Genomic DNA, 17,087 nt, shown 5'->3' with positions numbered 1-17,087 from the left:
CGCCCCCCGTGACGAACGGGGGGCGCTTCGCTATCAGGGGCAGGGGTCCGCATCCGGATCGCGCCCTCAAGACACAGCCGGGAGACGCCACGCCATGTTCGGGATCGACCTGTTCGACGCAGCCTTGCTGCCCGCCCTGATCGTGGCTCTGGCGGCGGGGCTGCTGTCCTTTCTCAGCCCCTGCGTGCTGCCCATCGTGCCGCCCTATCTGGCCTATATGTCGGGTATCTCGATGCGCGACCTGACCGAAAGCCGTGGCATGAGCCCGGCGACGATCCCGGCTTTGTTCTTCGTCATGGGGCTGAGCACGGTGTTCCTGTTTCTGGGCTTCACCGCCTCGTCGCTGGGGCGGCTTTTTCTGGCCTACCGACAGGAATTCGCCATGGCCGCGGGCGTCGTCGTCATGGTGATGGGCCTGCATTTCCTCGGTTTGTTCCGGCTGTCATTCCTGATGCGCGAAGCCCGGTTCGAAGGGGGCAAGGGCGGCTCGGCCTTCGGCGCCTATATGCTGGGACTGGCCTTTGCCTTTGGCTGGACGCCGTGCATCGGGCCTATTCTGGGCATGATCATCACGCTGGCCGCGACCGAAGGGTCGGTGGCGCGCGGCACCGGGCTGCTGGCGGCCTATGCGGTGGGGCTGGGCCTGCCCTTCCTGCTGGCCGCGATCTTCATCACCCGCGCGATGGGCGTGATGAATCGCATCAAGCCGTGGATGGGCGTGGTCGAAAAGGTGATGGGCGCGTTGCTGGTGCTGGTCGGGCTCGCGCTGATCACCGGCTGGCTGGCCGATTTCTCGTTCTGGCTGCTCGACATCTTCCCGGCGCTGGGGCGGATCGGCTGAGGTCGTCTGAGTCTTTGCGACAAGGTGACGGGGCGGGTTTGCGCGCCTTTCGTTTTCGCGTAGCGTGTTGAAAACGCGTGAGGGTAGCATGGGTGACGGGCAGGTAAGGGTGCGCAAGCGGCGGGTGTTCTACGTGCCCGGCTATGACCCGTTCCCGCCCCGGCGCTACCGCGAGTTCTATCGCAAGGAAGGCGCGGCGCAGGCCGATATCTCGGGCTATTCGCTGTCGATGGAAGCCGAGACGGGCAGCGGGCTTTACGTCTGGAAAGTGCGCACCCGGATCGACGGGGCCGAGACCGAGGCGCGTGTGCGCGTGCTGGTCTGGTCGGACCTTGTGCAGGCCTCGATGCGGCGCGGAATTCTGGCCACCTATCTGCTGATGGTGCGGACGCTGTGGATCTTCTTCTCGACCGGCGCACTGAAGGCGATGATCCGGTTGCGGCCCGGCCCGATGCTGACGGGTGCGTGGCCCGTGGGAATGCTGAGCGCGCAGATGCTGGTGGCCCTGCTGGGCTTTGGCGCGGTGTGGTGGGCTGCCCACGCGCTGATCGGCGGATGGGTGGGGCATCTGGTGGGGGTCGCTCTGGGTGCGGGCGCCATGGCGGCGATCCTGATCGGGTTTCGCAGGCTCGATACCAAGTTCTTTGCCTATTACATGCTCTATGATTTCGCGCAGGTGGCGGCGCATCGCGGCGGCTATGGCGCGGATCTGTCCGAACGGCTCGAGGCTTTCGCGGACGAGGTCTCGGCGGCCCTGCGCGACGGCAATGATGAGGTGCTGATCGTCGGCCATTCCTCGGGCGCGGCGCTGGCGGTGACGCTGGCGGCGGCGGTCGAGCGGAGGGGCTTGCCCGAGGACGGTGCGCGGCTGGCGCTGCTGACATTGGGGCAGGCGATCCCGATGCAGGGGTTCCTGCCCGAGGCCACGCGGCTGCGCGCCGATCTCAATCAGCTGGCGCAAAGCGAGTCCGTGACATGGGTCGATGTCACGGCAAGGGGCGACGGCGTGTGTTTCTGGCTGACCGATCCGCCCGCTGTTTGCGGCGTGGCGCCCGAAACCCCGGTCAATCCGCTTGTCTTCAGCGCGGCGTTTTCCGAGACCGTCTCGCCCGAGAAATGGCGGCAGATACGGCGGCAATTCTTCCGCCTGCATATCCAGTATCTCGCCTGTTTCGAACGTCCGCGTGATTACGATTATTTCCAGATCACCGCCGGTCCTTTGTTGCTGGCCGACCGATACCGCGGGCGCATGGCCTCGCCGCAGGTCGAACGGCGGGTCTATTCGCCGCATCGGAGCGTGATGTGAGCCCGATCCTGCCGCCCAAACCCGCCTCGCGCGACGGGCGGTTTGCCTTCTGGCGCTATCTGCGGGCGTTTCGGCGCGACATTCTCAGCGCCAATCCCGAACGGCTTTACCGGGCCAAGATGGCCGAGTTCCGGCTGCCCTTTCTGCACACGTTCCTGACCAACGAACCCGCGCTCTGGCGCCGGGTGCTGATCGAGGACCCTGCGGATTTCCCCAAATCGCCGCGTATGGCGGCGGGGCTTGAGCCGTTGCTGGGGCAGGGGGTGTTTCTGAGCAACGGCGCGCTCTGGCAGCGTCAGCGGCGGATCATCGACCCGGCTTTCGAGGGCGGGCGGTTGCGCGACACCTTTCCGGCAATGCTGGCGGCGGGGCAGGCGGCGGTCGCCCGACTCGGGGCGCTGGCGGGCGACACCCCTGTCGAGATCGAGGCGCAGATGAGCCACGCGACGGCGGATGTGATCTTCCGCACGCTGTTCTCGGTGCCCATTGAGGACGCGGTTGCCAGCGGGGTCTACGCGGCTTTTCGCGACTACCAGCGCACGCAGCCCTTGCTGAACCTCGCGGCCTTTCTACCGCTGCCGCGCTGGATGCCGCGCTTTCACCGGCGCACGACGCGGCGGGCGGCGCGGCGGATCCGCGACCAGATCCGCCAGTTGGTCAAGGCGCGCAGGATCGCCATCGCGGAAGGGCGTGCGCCCGACGATCTGGCGACCAAGATCATGACGATGGCCGATCCCTTGGATGGGCGGGGCTTCGATGATGACGAGATGGTCGATCAGGTGGCGGTGTTTTTCCTTGCCGGGCACGAGACCTCGGCCTCGGTTCTGGGCTGGGCTCTGTACCTGCTGGCGCTCGATCCCGAACTGCAGGAAGCGGTCGCTCAAGAGGCCGCGAGCGTGCTGGGCGCGGCACCCGATTTCGGCGCGGTGAGCCGGTTGAAACAAGCGCGCGACGTGTTCCGCGAGGCGCTGCGGCTGTATCCGCCCGTGCCGATGATGGTGCGCGAGGCGGGTTGCCCGGTGACGTTCCGGGGCCGACGGGTCGGGAAGGGGGCGCAGGTGGTGATCTCGCCTTGGCATCTGGGACGGCATCAGGACATCTGGGACGCGCCCGATGCGTTCTGTCCCGCGCGTTGGCAAAGCGCCGAGGGGCGCGCGGCGGCGCGTGACGGGTTCATTCCGTTTTCGGCTGGACCAAGGGCCTGCCCGGGGGCGGGCTTCGCGATGATCGAGGGGCCGCTGATGCTGGCACAGATCGCGCGGGCCTTCCGGATCACGCCGGCGCCGGGCCCCGCGCCGGTGCCCGTGGCGCAGCTGACGGTGCGTGCGCGCGACGGGATCAGGCTGACGCTTGCGCTGCGCGATCGCTGAGCAATCGTGTGAAACGATTTGCAAAATTGCCAGTTGGTAAGAGTTTTTCTTGGACAGATTGGTAAGATTATTTTACCTCTTGAGGCAGTGACGAAGAATCTGTGAACGGGGCAAGGGCGCGGCGCGCTGCAAAACCCGTCTGACTTGGCACTTCGTCATGGTTCGAGAGAAGAAAAGGCGGCCGGGGAAAAGGGGAGTTTTCCACGGGATTTCCGTCAACAGGGAGAGAGACATGAAAAAAATTCTGACCACCACGGCGCTGGTCGCCGGTATGTTTGCGGGCGGCGCACAGGCGCAGCAAAGCTGGAACCTGCAATCGACCTATCCCGGCTCGCTGCCGCAGCTTGGCACGCTGGGCCAGCGCATCGCCGACCAGATCACCCGCATCACCGGCGGCGAAATCGAAGTGACGTTCCAGAATCCCGGTGGTGTCGTGCCGGCGCTGGAAGTGTTCGACGCGGTGGGGTCGGGCGCGGTCGAGGCCGGCTGGTCGACGCCGGGCTATTGGGCGGGTCGCGTTCCCGCGCTGCAGCTTCTGGCCGCCGTCCCGTTCGGTCCGCAGGCGGGTGAATACCTCGCCTGGCTGAAATTCGGCGGCGGCGAGGAATTCCTCGAAGAGCTTTACGAGCCGCACAACATCAAGTCGATCATCTGCGCCGTCATCGCGCCCGAGGCCTCTGGCTGGTTCCGCGAAGAGATCAACTCGGTCGAGGATTTGCGCGGCCTGTCGATGCGCTTCTTCGGTCTGGGCGCCAAGGTCATGGAGCGTATGGGCGTGTCGACCCAGCTTCTGGCTGGCGGTGACATCTTCCCGGCGCTGGAACTGGGCACGATCGACGCGACCGAGTTCTCGATGCCCGCCATCGACCTCAATCTGGGCTTCTATCAGGTCGCCAGCTATTACTATTTCCCCGGCTGGCACCAGCAATCGACCTTCTTCGACCTGATGATCAACCTTGATCTGTGGGAAGAGCTGGACGAGGACACGCAATTCGCCATCGAGACCGTCTGCGACGCCAATATCGCCTATGGTCTGGCCGAGGGCGAGGCGCTGCAATTCGACGCGCTGCGTGAGCTGGAAGAAGAGCATGGCGTGAATATCCGCCAGTGGTCGGACGAAGATCTGGCCGCGCTGGAAGCCGCCTGGGACGAGGTTGCCGCCGAGCTGGTGGCCGAGGACGAGGATTTCGCGCGCGTCTACGAGAGCTACTCGACCTTCCGGCAGAACTATGCCCGGTGGCGCGAGATCGGCTATCTGGACTGATCGTCTGACGTCCTGAGACTTTGGGGCATCCCGCGTGCGGGATGCCCCTTTCTTGGCACTTTCCTTGCAAACATCGAGAGGCTGCACCGTCATGGGTACGCTTTTGTCGATCATCACCATCGCGGCCTCGGCTGTCATCGTCGTGGTCGATCCAACCTCGCTTTGGGTCTTCTATGCGCTGGGGGCCATCCTTGTGTCGCATCTGGGCGCGTGGCTTCTGCGCGCGCAGCCCGGCTGGTTCTCGGCCGCGACGCTTCTGGGCTGGGCCTCGGTCATGGTGGCCACGCCGCTGGCGCTGCAACGCTCGGATATACGCGCGCTCGAACGCATCGTCCGGCGCGAGCGCGACGGCTGGGAAGAGGCGCAGCGCACGCTCGATTTCTTCGCGCCGCTGGTCGATTACGCGATGCCTCTGTTGATTGCCGTGACGATCTTCTTCGCGGTCATCGCGATTCTGGCGCTTCGCGGCGCGCGCGAGGGATGGGCGCAATACCTGCTCGATGCCTCGAACCAACTGGCGCGCGCCTGCACCATGGTCGGCAAGACCGCTGCGCTGCTGTTCATCCCGATGATGATCATCATCCTCTATGACGTCGCGCAGCGGAAATATCTGGGCTGGAGCCCGGATTTCACGCAGACCGACTGGTACCGGATGTTCACCTCGACCCGGCTGCAAGAGATGGAATGGCATCTGCATGCGGCGCTGTTCCTGTTCGCGCTGGGGTTTGGCTATGTCCGCGATGCGCATGTTCGCATCGAACTGGTGCGCGACATGATGCGGCCCCGGATGCGCGCGTGGATCGAGCTGCTCGGGGCGATGCTGTTCATGGTGCCCTATTGCTACGTGGTCATGGAATACGGCGTCGAGAACGCGATGCGGGCCTACAATATCGGCGAAGGCTCGGACGCGCTGACGGGCCTGCCGCACCGCTTCATCGTCAAGGGAATGCTGCCTGCGGGCTTCGTCTTCGTGGCGCTGGCCGCGCTGTCGGCAGCGTTCAAATGCGTCGTTTATCTGTTCGGGCCGATGCGCCTGCGGCTGCAGGCCGGGCAATATGCCGGCGATACTGAAACCAACGGCCAGACGGCCGAGGCCTGATCGGAAACAAGAGCATGGATACTCTCATTCACTACATGCCGCTGATCATGTTCGCGGTGCTCGCCGTGGTGCTGTTCACCGGCTATCCCGTGGCCTTCATTCTGGGCGGCATCGCGCTGGTCTTCGCCGTTCTGGGCGACTGGGCGGGCGTGTTCAGGCTGGATCAGATCCAGCTGATCCCGCTCAGGATCTATGGCGGGACGATGGCGTCGCTGGTGTTGGTGGCGATCCCGATGTTCACCTTCATGGGCACGATGCTGGAGAAATCCGGCGTCGCCACGGATCTGCTGGAAGCGCTGCAGGTGCTGCTGCGCCGGGTGCCCGGTGGGCTTGCACTGTCGGTCACGCTGATGGGCACGATCATGGCCGCGACCACGGGGATCATCGGCGCGTCGGTCGTGATGATGACGCTGATGGCGCTGCCGGTGATGATGAAGGCGAATTACTCGATCCCACTGGCCACCGGCACGATTGCCGCTTCGGGGACGCTGGGCATCCTGATCCCGCCGTCGATCATGCTGGTCATCATGTCGGACCTGCTGTCGGTGCCGGTGGGGACGGTCTTCATCGCCGCCATCGTGCCGGGGCTGCTTCTGGCGCTGCTCTACACGTTCTACATCTTCTTCCTGTGCCGCTGGAAACCGCATCTGGCACCGCCCATGGCCGAGGATATCGGCCCCTCGACGCGGGCAGAGTTCTGGCGGATGATCTTCCGTTCATTCCTGCCGCCGATCCTGCTGATCGTGGCGGTGCTGGGCTCGATCTTCGCGGGGATCGCCACCCCGACCGAGGCGTCGGGCGTGGGGGCTGCGGGCTCGGTCGTGCTGGCCGCGTTCAACCGCCGCCTGAACTGGGCGACGCTGATGGATGTCTGCGTGCGCTCGGCGCTGACCGGTGCCATGCTGTTCGGCATCTTCGTCGGCGCTACCGCGTTCAGTTTCGTGTTCAAGTCGATCGGCGGGGAAGAGCTGATCATCGAGTTCATCGAAAGCTCGTCGGCGGGTCCGTGGTCGATCCTGTTCGTGCTGATGGCGATGGTTTTCGCGCTGGGGTTCTTCTTCGACTGGATCGAGATCACCCTGATCGTGCTGCCGATCTTCGCGCCGATCGTCGCGCTTCTGGATTTCGGCGGCCATGTCGGCGTCTGGGACGGTGTGTCGACGCCCATCGTGATCTGGTTCCTGATCCTTGTCGCGGTGAACCTGCAAACCAGCTTCCTGACACCGCCCTTCGGGTTTGCGCTGTTCTATCTGAAGGGCGTGGCGCCGCCCGAGGTGAAAATCCAGCAGATCTATGCGGGCATCATCCCCTTCGTGCTGCTGCAGGTGCTGGGTCTGGCGCTGTGCGTCTTCTTCCCTGCGCTGGTTCTGTGGTTGCCAAGCTTCGCTCTGGGCGGCTAGAACCGGCAGACCGGATCATCCGGGCGGGCGGCGGGAATACCGCCGCCCGTTCTCGTTTAGGGACTGCGCCATGCTGCATCTTTTCTTCGATCCGCTGCTTTACGGTTTCGTGTTTCTGGGCCTGTTCACACCCGGACCGAACGTCATCATGCTGACCGCATCGGGCGCGCGCTTCGGTTTCTGGCGCACATTGCCGCATCTGTTCGGCGTGGTGGTGGGCGTGGGCATCACCGCCGGCGTCACGGCGATGGGCGTGGGGGCTGCGGTGCAGGCCTCATCGCTTTTGAACCTGATCCTGCGGCTGGGCGCGGGGGGCTTCATCCTGTGGATGGCGTGGGGGCTGTGGCGCGCCTCGGGCCGGCCCCGCGCGGCGGATGGCCCCGATGCGAAGCCGCTCAGCTTCAGGGGCGCGGTGCTTTTCCAATGGATCAACCCCAAGGTCTGGGCCGTGGCTTTCGCCGCTTCGGCGGGCTACGGCGCGGGGCAAGTGGCGTGGTTCGAAGCCGCACGGCTGGCCACGGCGTTTTCGTCGCTCAACCTGCTCGTCTGCCTGTTCTGGACCGGCGCCGGCACCTTGCTGACCGCACTACTGGCCGCGCCACGCGCGTGGAAGGTGTTCCTGCGGATCATGGCGGTGCTTCTGGGCTTCACCGCGCTTCTGGTTTTCCGGTAACGCGGTTTTTTCTTGAGGCGCCGGGCTGTCCGTGGCCCGATGCGCCCATGAGCGACGACAGACGAGATCCCAAGGCCGAGAAAGAGCGCGACCGCAAACGTCAGCGCAAGATTGCCGCGAATTCCTCGGACAAGGCCGCGCGCAAAAACGCGCCGCGGATCAAGGCGATGGCGAACCGGCAGGTCCGTCGCGCCGACCGGCAGGCGCTGGCCGATCAGCCCGAAGATGCAGCAAGCCAACCCGAAGGTCTTCAGACCCGGCCGCGCCACTGGGGGACTGAGAACGCGGCCGAGCGCCGGGCCGAACGGCAGGCCGAGCGCGCATGGCTCGATGACAATCCAGTCGAAGATCGCAAGGGCCGGGGGCGCGCGCAGCACCGCCCGTGGCGGTCGCAATAGGGTCAGCCGCAGCGTCACGAAGCGCGGACACGGTTTTTCATTTGACCGAATCCCGCTCTCCGGGTTTATTGAACGAGTGTTCAATTCGGGGAGGAGAGGGCATGTTTGCCGCATCCATGACGTTCGATCTGGGCGAGGACGTGAACGCATTGCGCGACACGGTCCATCGCTGGGCGCAGGACCGCGTGAAGCCGATGGCGGCGGATATCGACCGCACCAACGCGTTCCCCAACGAGCTGTGGCCCGAAATGGGCGAGCTGGGGCTTCTGGGGATCACCGTCTCCGAGGAATATGGCGGGGCGGGAATGGGCTATCTGGCCCATGCCGTCGCGGTGGAGGAAATCGCGCGCGCCTCGGCCTCGGTCAGTCTGAGCTACGGCGCGCATTCCAACCTGTGCGTCAACCAGATCAAGCTGAACGGCTCGCCCGAGCAGAAGGCGAAATACCTGCCCGGTCTGGTCAGCGGTCAGGCCATCGGCGCGCTGGCGATGTCCGAAGCGGGCGCGGGGTCGGACGTGGTGTCGATGACGCTGCGGGCCGAGAAGAAGAACGACCGCTTCGTCCTGAACGGGACGAAATACTGGATCACCAACGGCCCCGATGCCGACACGCTGGTGGTCTATGCCAAGACCGACCCGCAGGCGGGATCGAAGGGGATCACGGCGTTCCTTATCGAAAAGAGCATGGCGGGTTTCTCGACCTCGCCGCATTTCGACAAGCTGGGGATGCGCGGCTCGAACACCGCCGAACTGGTCTTCGAGAATGTCGAAGTTCCTTATGAGAATATCCTCGGCGAAGAGGGCAAGGGCGTTCGTGTCCTGATGTCGGGCCTCGATTACGAGCGCGTGGTGCTGGCGGCCATCGGGCCGGGGATCATCGCCGCCTGCCTCGACGAGGTCATGCCTTATATGAAAGAGCGCAAGCAGTTCGGGCAGCCCATCGGGAATTTCCAGCTCATGCAGGGCAAGATCGCCGATATGTACACGGCGATGAACTCGTCGCGCGCCTATGTCTACGAGGTCGCCAAGGCCTGCGACCGGGGCGAGGTGACGCGCGCCGATGCCGCCGCCTGCTGCCTTTATGCCAGCGAACAGGCGATGGTGCAGGCACATCAGGCGGTTCAGGCCATGGGCGGCGCGGGTTTCATGAACGATTCAGCGGTCTCGCGGCTGTTCCGCGACGCAAAGTTGATGGAGATCGGCGCCGGCACCAGCGAAATCCGGCGTATGCTGGTCGGGCGCGAGTTGATGGCGGCGATGTAAGCCGTCCGCTTGCCCGACATGAAGGAGCGATGCCAATGACCCGATCTGTCCCTATCCGCCCGATCCTGGGGGTGCTAGCGACCCTAGCCCTCGGCGGTCCCGCGCAGGCCGAGGCGCCCTATGACAGCTACATGGGCCGTGTCTCGGATTGCGTTGTCAGCGCCGCCTCGCTCGAGGATGCGCGCGCGTGTATCGGCATCGGCACGCAGGCCTGCATGGAGGGTGCGCCCGACGGCCAGACCACGGTCGGCATGATGCAATGCGCACAGGCCGAGGCCGCCGCTTGGGACGTGCTGCTGAACGCGGAGTACCAGCGCGCCCGCGACGTTGCGCGGCAGGGCGACACGGCCGAGACGCAGCCGGAGTTCCAGCGCGCGGCCGAAACCCTGTTGGAAGCGCAGCGGGCGTGGATTGCCTATCGCGACGCCAATTGCGCGATGGAATACGCCCAATGGGGATCGGGCTCGATGCGGATGACGGCGGGGTCGTCGTGTCTTCTGGACATGACCGCCGAGCGTACGCTGGATCTGCGCGCCTATGCCGGGGGCTTCGGCAACCGATGACCCGCCCGATGCTGGCCGCGACCGGGGATCATGAAAGTCTGCGCCGGGACTTCCGCTGGGCCTTGCCCGCACGGCTGAATATGGCGGCGCAGATTTGCGACGACTGGGTCGAACGCGACCCCGAGCGGCTGGCGATTATCGACCTGACGCAGGGCGCGCGGCGCGATGTCAGCTATGGCGACTTGCAGACCCTGTCGCTGCGCGCCGAGGCCGCGCTTCATGCGCATGGCGTCGGGCAGGGGGACCGGGTGGGTGTGCTGCTCAGCCAGTCGCCATGGACAGCGGCGGTCCATATTGCCTGTTGGCGGATCGGCGCAATCTCGGTGCCGTTGTTCACGCTGTTCCGGCACGACGCGCTGGCGGTCCGGATCGAGGATTCCGGCGCGGCGCTGGTCGTCACGGATGACGAAGGCGGGCCCTTGCTGAACGGGCTGGGCGTGGAGGTTCTGCACCTGTCGGACATGCCGGTCAGCGTGGCCGGGCGCCATCCCGGCGCGCAGACCGGACCCGAAGACCCGGCGGTATTGATCTACACTTCGGGCACAACGGGCGCACCCAAGGGCGCACTGCACGGACATCGCGTGCTGACCGGCCATCTGCCGGGTGTCGAGATCAGCCATGACCGGCTGGGTCAGCCCGGCGACGTGCTTTGGACGCCCGCTGACTGGGCGTGGATCGGCGGTCTGTTCGACGTGCTGATGCCGGGGCTGGCGCTGGGGGTGCCGGTGGTCGCGGCGCGGTTGGCGAAATTCACGCCCGAGGCCGCGCGCGACGTGATCCGCGCGGGCACGGTGCGCAACGTGTTCTTCCCGCCGACTGCTTTGCGGATGCTCAGGGCCTCGGACATGGCGCTGCCGGGCCTGCGCTCGGTCGCCTCAGGAGGTGAGCCCTTGGGCGCCGAAATGCTCGACTGGGGCCAGCGGGCTTTTGGGCTGACGATCAACGAATTCTACGGCCAGACCGAATGCAACATGGTGGCGTCGTCTGCCGCCTCCCTTTTCGCGCCGCGTCCGGGCTGCATCGGCAAGCCGGTGCCGGGGTTCGATCTGGCGGTGCTGGGGCCGGACGGGCCCATCGACCGGGGCGAGGGGGATATCGCCATCCGGCGGGGCGCGGCCTCATTGTTTCTGGCCTACTGGAACCGGGCCGAGGCCACGGCCGAAAAATTTCGCGGCGAGTGGATGCTCACCGGCGACCGGGGCGCGTGGGAAGCGGGTTATCTGCGCTTTGTCGGGCGCGAGGATGACGTCATCACTTCGGCCGGCTACCGGATCGGCCCCGCCGAGATCGAGGATTGCCTGCTGCGCCACGCCGCTGTTGCGTCGGCTGCGGTGATTGGCGTGCCCGATGCCGAGCGGACCGAGAGGGTGCGGGCCTATGTTGTGCTCAAGGACGGAGCCGAGGCCGATGAGGAAGCGCTTCGCGCCCATGTCCGCGAGCATCTCTCGGCCCATCTGGTCCCGCGCGAGATCCGGTTTGAGGCGGCGCTGCCGATGACCGTCACGGGCAAGATCATCCGCAAGGAACTGAAACGACGGGCGCTGGAGGGCGACGCATGAAACTGACATCCCAAATCCTCACCGGCTCGGACGCGTTCAAATCCAACCGCGCCGCGCATCTCGACGCGCTGGAACAGGTGGCGCAGGCGGCCGCTCTGGCGGCCGAGGGCGGTGGCGAGAAAGCCCGCGCACGGCATGTGTCGCGCGGCAAGATGCCCCCGCGCGAGCGTGTGGCGAACCTGCTCGATCCCGGTTCGCCCTTTCTGGAAGTGGGCGCAGTCGCGGCGCATGGGATGTATGACGGCGCGGCCCCCGGGGCGGGGGCGATTGCGGGGATCGGGCTGGTGCATGGCCAAGAGGTCATGGTCGTGTGCAACGACGCCACCGTGAAGGGCGGCACCTATTACCCGATGACCGTCAAGAAACACCTGCGCGCGCAGGAAATCGCGGCGGAAAACAACCTGCCCTGCATCTATCTGGTCGATAGCGGTGGCGCTAACCTGCCCAATCAGGACGAGGTCTTTCCCGACCGCGATCATTTCGGGCGCATCTTCTACAATCAGGCCAACATGTCGGCGCGCGGCATCCCGCAGATCGCCGTGGTGATGGGGTCGTGTACCGCCGGCGGCGCCTATGTGCCCGCGATGTCGGATGTGACGATCATCGTGCGCGATCAGGGCACGATCTTTCTGGCCGGGCCGCCGCTGGTCAAGGCCGCGACCGGCGAGGTGGTCAGCGCCGAGGATCTGGGCGGCGGCAAGGTGCATACGCGGCTGTCGGGCGTCGCGGATTATCTGGCCGAGGACGACGCCCATGCGCTGGCGCTGGCACGGCGCGCGGTGGCGCAGCTCAACCGCCGCAAGCCACAAAGCGTGCTGATGCAGGCGCCCGAAGATCCCGCCTATGACCCCGACGAGATCCTCGGCGCCGTGCCCGCCGACCTGCGCACGCCCTATGATATCCGCGAGGTGATCGCGCGGGTGGTGGACGGGTCTTATTTCGACGAGTTCAAGCCGCGCTTCGGCGAGACGCTGGTCACGGGCTTTGCGCATGTGATGGGTTACCCGGTGGGCATCGTCGCCAATAACGGCGTGCTGTTCTCGGAAGCCGCGATCAAGGGCGCGCATTTCGTCGAACTGTGTTCGCAGCGCAAGATCCCCTTGGTTTTCTTGCAGAATATCACCGGCTTCATGGTCGGGCGGAAATACGAGAACGAAGGCATCGCGCGTCACGGGGCGAAGATGGTGACGGCGGTGGCGACGACCTCGGTGCCGAAGATCACGATGCTCGTGGGCGGCTCGTTCGGGGCGGGGAATTACGGCATGGCGGGCCGGGCCTATCAGCCGCGCTTCCTGTGGACCTGGCCCAATAGCCGGATCTCGGTCATGGGGGGCGCGCAGGCGGCGGGCGTTTTGGCCACCGTCAAGCGCGACGGGATCGAGCGCGCGGGGGGAACATGGTCGGCCGAGGACGAGGCCGAGTTCAAACGCCCCACGATCGAGATGTTCGAGCGCCAGTCGCATCCGCTCTATGCCTCGGCCCGGTTGTGGGACGACGGCATCGTCGATCCGCGCAAGACCCGGCAGGTTCTGGCGCTGTCGCTTTCGGCGGCATTGAACGCTCCGATCGAGGACACGCGGTTCGGCGTGTTCCGGATGTGAGGAGGGCGATCATGTCCGGGCTCGGCAGAGACGAATCAGCGCGGCGACCAGAGCGCGGGGACGCTAACCACTTTTTCCCGTTTCGCATGGCGGAACGGGAGCGTTTTCGCAACTTGCTGCCGGGCATGGCTGTCGCGCGTGCCAAACGCCCCCTTGGACGCGCTAAACCCCAACAATACAAGGCTTTCGGCACGGAAACGGGCATCTTTCGCCGCATTCCCGCCTTGATTTCTGGTGATTCTGATCACCATGAACGCACCCGCCTCATCCCGCCGATTTTCCTCGATGCGACATTGCCCGTCGCAAGAGGATCTGAACGGCCTGCGCCGCAGCATGACACGCGAATTCCGCAAGAAGCGGAAGCGCAAGGATTCGCTGGTGCGCCATATCGCGGCGGTGCTTCTGGTCATCATGGTCGTGCCCGTCGCTGCCGCCTTTGCCGGAGCTTCGCGCGAGGCCGAGGGCTGCGCGCTGGTGCAGGTCGTGGATGGCGACACGGTGCAACTGTCCTGCCCGGGCGAAGGGGTTCTGCCGCATCAAGTGATGGGGCTGAGCTCGCCGCCGTTTCTGGGCGCGTCCTGTCTGACCGAAGCTTGGTGGGGCCTGCGTTCGCGCGTGGCGCTGCGGGCGCGGCTATGGCAGGCGTCGCAGGTGCGGTTCGTGACCGAGCCGCGCGCGCGATTGACGGTGATCTATCTCGACGATCGACCCATTCACCGGGTCATAGCACCGGTGCCCGCCAATCTCTGCACGTAAGCGCGGGCGGATTTTCCGACCTTCCTAGCCGTCTGTCCCCTCGCACCGACGCGGGTGGTGAATGGCGTTTGCCCTGTCCTTCAACCGGCCGCGTTTCGCGCGCCGGTTTTTCCTGTCTGACCGGAGAGAGTGATGTTTGACACGATCCTGATTGCCAATCGTGGCGAGATCGCCTGCCGCGTGATCAAGACCGCACAATCGATGGGGCTGCGCTGCGTCGCCGTCTATTCCGAGGCCGATACACAGGCCGCGCATGTTGCGATGGCCGACAGCGCCGTGTGTCTGGGCGGGCCGCGTCCGGCGGACAGCTACCTGCGGGGCGACGCGATCATCGAGGCCGCACGCGCCACTGGCGCGCAGGCGATCCATCCGGGCTATGGCTTCCTGTCCGAAAACCCCGATTTCGTCGACGCGGTCGAAGCGGCGGGCCTTGTGTTCATCGGTCCGTCGGCAAAGGCGATCCGCGCGATGGGGCTCAAGGACGCGGCCAAGGCGCTGATGGAGAAGGCGGGTGTACCCATCGTCCCGGGCTATATGGGCGAGGATCAGGATCCCGCGCATCTGCAAGAGCAGGCCGACGCCATCGGCTATCCGGTGCTGATCAAGGCCGTGGCGGGCGGCGGCGGCAAGGGGATGCGGCTGGTTGAGCGGGCGGGCGATTTCGCCGATGCGCTGGCCTCGGCGCAGGGCGAGGCCGCGACGGCCTTCGGCAACCCGGCGGTCCTGATCGAGAAATACATCGAGCAGCCGCGCCATATCGAGGTGCAGGTCTTCGGTGACGGCACCAAAGCGGTGCATCTGTTCGAGCGCGATTGCTCGCTGCAGCGTCGGCACCAGAAGGTGATCGAAGAAGCGCCCGCGCCCGGCATGACGGAAGACATGCGCGCGGCGATGGGGCAGGCGGCGGTGCGCGCGGCCGAGGCCATCGGCTATAAAGGGGCGGGGACGGTCGAGTTCATCGTCGATGGCTCGCAGGGCCTGCGCCCCGACGGCTTCTGGTTCATGGAGATGAACACCCGCCTGCAGGTCGAACATCCGGTCACAGAGCTGATCACCGGCGTCGATCTGGTCGAATGGCAGTTGCGCGTGGCGGCGGGCGAGAGCCTGCCTTGCGCGCAAGAGGATCTGACCATCTCCGGCCACGCGTTTGAGGCCCGGCTTTATGCCGAGGACGTGCCCGCAGGCTTCCTGCCCGCGACCGGAACCCTGACGCGGCTGGCTTTCCCCGACGGCGCGCGCATCGATTCCGGCGTGCGTCAGGGCGATACGATCAGCCCGTGGTACGATCCGATGATCGCCAAGGTGATCACACATGGCCCGACCCGCGCGGTGGCGCTGTCGCGGCTGAGCGCGGCCTTGTCGGGCACGCAGGTGGCGGGATCGGTGACCAATCTTGAATTCCTCGGCGCGTTGACGCGGCATGAAGGGTTCCGGGCGGGCGACGTGGATACCGGCCTGATCGGGCGCGATATCGACGCTCTGACAGCACAGGAGCCGGTGACATCCCTGCAGGTGGCAAGCGCGGCTCTGGCGGCCTTTGATCCGCGCGACGATGCGTTGACCGGCTTCACGCTCTGGGCGCCGCTGACGCAGGCGCTTGACTTGGTGCAGGGCGATGATCGCTACGCGGTGCGGATGTCGCGGGCGGGTGCGGGCTGGCAGGTGGCCGTTGGCGACGAGACGCTTCAGGCCGAGCGGCGTGCGGATGCGTGGTGGATCGACGGCGCGCGGGCGCCCGAGGCGGCGCGTACGGGCCCGGTCTCGGTCAGCGTCTTCGGTGCGCGCACGCTGCACTTCACCATCCCCGACCCGCTGAGCGTGGCTGAAGTCGCGGGCGCGGGGGCGGGCGTTGTCCTGGCACCGATGCCGGGGCTGGTGAAGGCGGTGTTTGTCTCGGCGGGCGATATGGTGGAAAAGGGCGCGCGTCTGGCGATTCTGGAAGCCATGAAGATGGAACACACGTTGAGTGCCGGGCGCGACGGAAAAGTGGCCGAGATTTTGGCGCAGGCGGGCGATCAGGTCGAGGCCGGCGCTGCGCTGATCGCGCTGGAGGATGAATGACAGACTTGCCCCCGCAACCCCCTGCGGAACTGCCCTCAACCCTTGCCGAATGCGCGGTGGCGGTTCTGAACACGGCCGACGGGCGCGCGAAAACCGCGCTGTCGAAACGCTGTGCTGAGGCATGGTTCGAGGGGCGCAAGGCGGGCCAACCGATGCCGGTCGGGCAGGGCACACCCCCCGATACGCCCGCGCGGCCCGACAAGCCCGAGCTTCTGAATCCGCGCGACATGCCCCGGCGCAGGCCGGGCTCGCCCGCCGGGCGGATCGCGCTTTTGCACGCCGTCGCGCATATCGAACTGAACGCCGTGGACCTGCACTGGGACATCATCGCGCGCTTCACCGATGTGACGATGCCCATCGGGTTCTATGACGACTGGGTCAAGTCGGCGGCGGAAGAATCCAAGCATTTCAACCTTGTCTGCGATGTTCTGGAAAGCATGGGGTCGTCCTACGGCGCCTTGCCCGCCCATGCGTTCATGTGGCGCGCGGCGCTGGACACCAAGGACGATTTCCTGGGCCGGTTGGCGGTCGTGCCGATGGTGCTGGAAGCGCGCGGGCTCGACGTGACGCCGGGTATGATCGAGCTCTTTCGCAAGGCCGGGGTCGAGGATGCGGTCGCGGCGCTGGAGACGATCTATGCCGAAGAAGTGGGCCATGTCGCCTATGGCTCGAAATGGTTTCACTTCCTCTGCGGGCGTCATGACGAGGACCCGAAAGACGCGTTTCACCGGCTGGTGCAGCGCTATTTCCACGGCGCGCTGAAACCACCCTTCAACGAGGAAAAGCGCGCCGAGGCCGGGATCCCGCCCGATTTCTACTGGCCGCTGACGGAAGAACATCGCGAGAACACTCAGCGTTTCGACGCAAACGCGTAAGTGATTCAAACTCGGCGGTTTTTTGCCGAATGCGCCAAGACCCGCCTATGGGGGCGATT

Annotated in this window: 16 protein-coding genes; 15 read left to right on the top strand and 1 reads right to left on the bottom strand. The window is 65.8% G+C overall.

The window, feature by feature from the left end:
- The first annotated feature begins 94 nt into the window (after nt 1-94).
- The 12 genes from JI664_RS18095 to JI664_RS18040 all read left to right on the top strand — a co-directional run bounded on the left by JI664_RS18095 (nt 95) and on the right by JI664_RS18040 (nt 13,336).
- Entirely contained in the window at nt 95-841 is a 747-nt protein-coding gene (locus tag JI664_RS18095) for a cytochrome c biogenesis CcdA family protein (protein WP_207015170.1), read from the top strand.
- Nucleotides 842-929: 88 nt separating this feature from the next.
- Nucleotides 930-2,147, top strand: coding sequence for a lipase family protein (locus JI664_RS18090; protein ID WP_207015169.1), 1,218 nt, complete (start codon nt 930-932; stop codon nt 2,145-2,147).
- Between the two features lie 5 nt (nt 2,148-2,152).
- Entirely contained in the window at nt 2,153-3,517 is a 1,365-nt protein-coding gene (locus JI664_RS18085; protein ID WP_207015228.1) for a cytochrome P450, read from the top strand.
- A gap of 232 nt (nt 3,518-3,749) precedes the next feature.
- Nucleotides 3,750-4,781, top strand: coding sequence for a TRAP transporter substrate-binding protein (locus JI664_RS18080; protein ID WP_207015168.1), 1,032 nt, complete (start codon nt 3,750-3,752; stop codon nt 4,779-4,781).
- 91 nt (nt 4,782-4,872) lie between these two features.
- Complete coding sequence (locus JI664_RS18075) at nt 4,873-5,880, top strand: TRAP transporter small permease subunit (protein WP_207015167.1); 1,008 nt, start codon at nt 4,873-4,875, stop codon at nt 5,878-5,880.
- Nucleotides 5,881-5,894: 14 nt separating this feature from the next.
- Nucleotides 5,895-7,280 carry a TRAP transporter large permease gene (locus tag JI664_RS18070; RefSeq protein ID WP_207015166.1) on the top strand — a complete coding sequence of 462 codons (1,386 nt, stop codon included), beginning with the start codon at nt 5,895-5,897 and terminating at the stop codon, nt 7,278-7,280.
- 70 nt (nt 7,281-7,350) lie between these two features.
- Nucleotides 7,351-7,953 carry a LysE family translocator gene (locus JI664_RS18065; protein WP_207015165.1) on the top strand — a complete coding sequence of 201 codons (603 nt, stop codon included), beginning with the start codon at nt 7,351-7,353 and terminating at the stop codon, nt 7,951-7,953.
- A 47-nt stretch (nt 7,954-8,000) separates the two neighbouring features.
- A complete protein-coding gene (locus JI664_RS18060; protein WP_207015164.1) occupies nt 8,001-8,351 on the top strand; it encodes a hypothetical protein in 351 nt (116 codons plus the stop codon).
- A 101-nt stretch (nt 8,352-8,452) separates the two neighbouring features.
- Nucleotides 8,453-9,613 carry an isovaleryl-CoA dehydrogenase gene (locus tag JI664_RS18055; protein WP_207015163.1) on the top strand — a complete coding sequence of 387 codons (1,161 nt, stop codon included), beginning with the start codon at nt 8,453-8,455 and terminating at the stop codon, nt 9,611-9,613.
- 35 nt (nt 9,614-9,648) lie between these two features.
- Nucleotides 9,649-10,176, top strand: coding sequence for a lysozyme inhibitor LprI family protein (locus JI664_RS18050; RefSeq protein ID WP_207015162.1), 528 nt, complete (start codon nt 9,649-9,651; stop codon nt 10,174-10,176).
- The gene (locus tag JI664_RS18045; protein ID WP_286174161.1) at nt 10,173-11,735 is read left to right on the top strand and encodes an AMP-binding protein; all 1,563 of its coding nucleotides are present in this window, start codon (nt 10,173-10,175) and stop codon (nt 11,733-11,735) included. Before JI664_RS18050 ends, JI664_RS18045 begins: the two co-directional genes overlap by 4 nt.
- The gene (locus tag JI664_RS18040; RefSeq protein WP_207015161.1) at nt 11,732-13,336 is read left to right on the top strand and encodes a carboxyl transferase domain-containing protein; all 1,605 of its coding nucleotides are present in this window, start codon (nt 11,732-11,734) and stop codon (nt 13,334-13,336) included. Before JI664_RS18045 ends, JI664_RS18040 begins: the two co-directional genes overlap by 4 nt.
- A gap of 35 nt (nt 13,337-13,371) precedes the next feature.
- On the opposite strand, the gene JI664_RS18035 is transcribed toward JI664_RS18040, so the two are convergent.
- The gene (locus JI664_RS18035; RefSeq protein ID WP_207015160.1) at nt 13,372-13,587 is read right to left on the bottom strand and encodes a hypothetical protein; all 216 of its coding nucleotides are present in this window, start codon (nt 13,585-13,587) and stop codon (nt 13,372-13,374) included.
- Between the two features lie 34 nt (nt 13,588-13,621).
- On the opposite strand from JI664_RS18035, the gene JI664_RS18030 reads away from it, so the two are divergent.
- The 3 genes from JI664_RS18030 (at nt 13,622) to JI664_RS18020 (ending at nt 17,028) form a co-directional block, all read left to right on the top strand.
- Entirely contained in the window at nt 13,622-14,092 is a 471-nt protein-coding gene (locus JI664_RS18030) for a hypothetical protein (RefSeq protein ID WP_207015159.1), read from the top strand.
- Nucleotides 14,093-14,224: 132 nt separating this feature from the next.
- Nucleotides 14,225-16,153 (top strand): acetyl-CoA carboxylase biotin carboxylase subunit, encoded by a 1,929-nt coding sequence (locus JI664_RS18025; protein WP_207015158.1) that lies wholly within the window; start codon nt 14,225-14,227, stop codon nt 16,151-16,153.
- On the top strand, nt 16,150-17,028 hold the full coding sequence (locus tag JI664_RS18020) for a ferritin-like domain-containing protein (RefSeq protein ID WP_207015157.1): 879 nt from the start codon (nt 16,150-16,152) through the stop codon (nt 17,026-17,028). Before JI664_RS18025 ends, JI664_RS18020 begins: the two co-directional genes overlap by 4 nt.
- Nucleotides 17,029-17,087 lie beyond the last annotated feature (59 nt).

The sequence above is a fragment of the Rhodobacter sp. NTK016B genome, from assembly GCF_017303295.1.
Taxonomy (GTDB): Bacteria; Pseudomonadota; Alphaproteobacteria; order Rhodobacterales; family Rhodobacteraceae; genus Pararhodobacter.
Note: the sequence above shows the minus strand (reverse complement) of the source record. Positions and strands in the feature narration are given on the sequence as shown.

Excerpts from the sequence above, each read along its gene's own strand:
- JI664_RS18095 (WP_207015170.1), top strand. The coding sequence starts at position 95 with ATGTTCGGGATCGACCTGTTCGACGCAGCCTTGCTGCCCGCCCTGATC.
- JI664_RS18090 (WP_207015169.1), top strand. The coding sequence starts at position 930 with ATGGGTGACGGGCAGGTAAGGGTGCGCAAGCGGCGGGTGTTCTACGTG.
- JI664_RS18080 (WP_207015168.1), top strand. The coding sequence starts at position 3,750 with ATGAAAAAAATTCTGACCACCACGGCGCTGGTCGCCGGTATGTTTGCG.
- JI664_RS18075 (WP_207015167.1), top strand. The coding sequence starts at position 4,873 with ATGGGTACGCTTTTGTCGATCATCACCATCGCGGCCTCGGCTGTCATC.
- JI664_RS18070 (WP_207015166.1), top strand. The coding sequence starts at position 5,895 with ATGGATACTCTCATTCACTACATGCCGCTGATCATGTTCGCGGTGCTC.
- JI664_RS18065 (WP_207015165.1), top strand. The coding sequence starts at position 7,351 with ATGCTGCATCTTTTCTTCGATCCGCTGCTTTACGGTTTCGTGTTTCTG.
- JI664_RS18060 (WP_207015164.1), top strand. The coding sequence starts at position 8,001 with ATGAGCGACGACAGACGAGATCCCAAGGCCGAGAAAGAGCGCGACCGC.
- JI664_RS18055 (WP_207015163.1), top strand. The coding sequence starts at position 8,453 with ATGTTTGCCGCATCCATGACGTTCGATCTGGGCGAGGACGTGAACGCA.
- JI664_RS18050 (WP_207015162.1), top strand. The coding sequence starts at position 9,649 with ATGACCCGATCTGTCCCTATCCGCCCGATCCTGGGGGTGCTAGCGACC.
- JI664_RS18045 (WP_286174161.1), top strand. The coding sequence starts at position 10,173 with ATGACCCGCCCGATGCTGGCCGCGACCGGGGATCATGAAAGTCTGCGC.
- JI664_RS18040 (WP_207015161.1), top strand. The coding sequence starts at position 11,732 with ATGAAACTGACATCCCAAATCCTCACCGGCTCGGACGCGTTCAAATCC.
- JI664_RS18035 (WP_207015160.1), bottom strand. The coding sequence starts at position 13,587 with ATGGTGATCAGAATCACCAGAAATCAAGGCGGGAATGCGGCGAAAGAT.
- JI664_RS18030 (WP_207015159.1), top strand. The coding sequence starts at position 13,622 with ATGCGACATTGCCCGTCGCAAGAGGATCTGAACGGCCTGCGCCGCAGC.
- JI664_RS18025 (WP_207015158.1), top strand. The coding sequence starts at position 14,225 with ATGTTTGACACGATCCTGATTGCCAATCGTGGCGAGATCGCCTGCCGC.
- JI664_RS18020 (WP_207015157.1), top strand. The coding sequence starts at position 16,150 with ATGACAGACTTGCCCCCGCAACCCCCTGCGGAACTGCCCTCAACCCTT.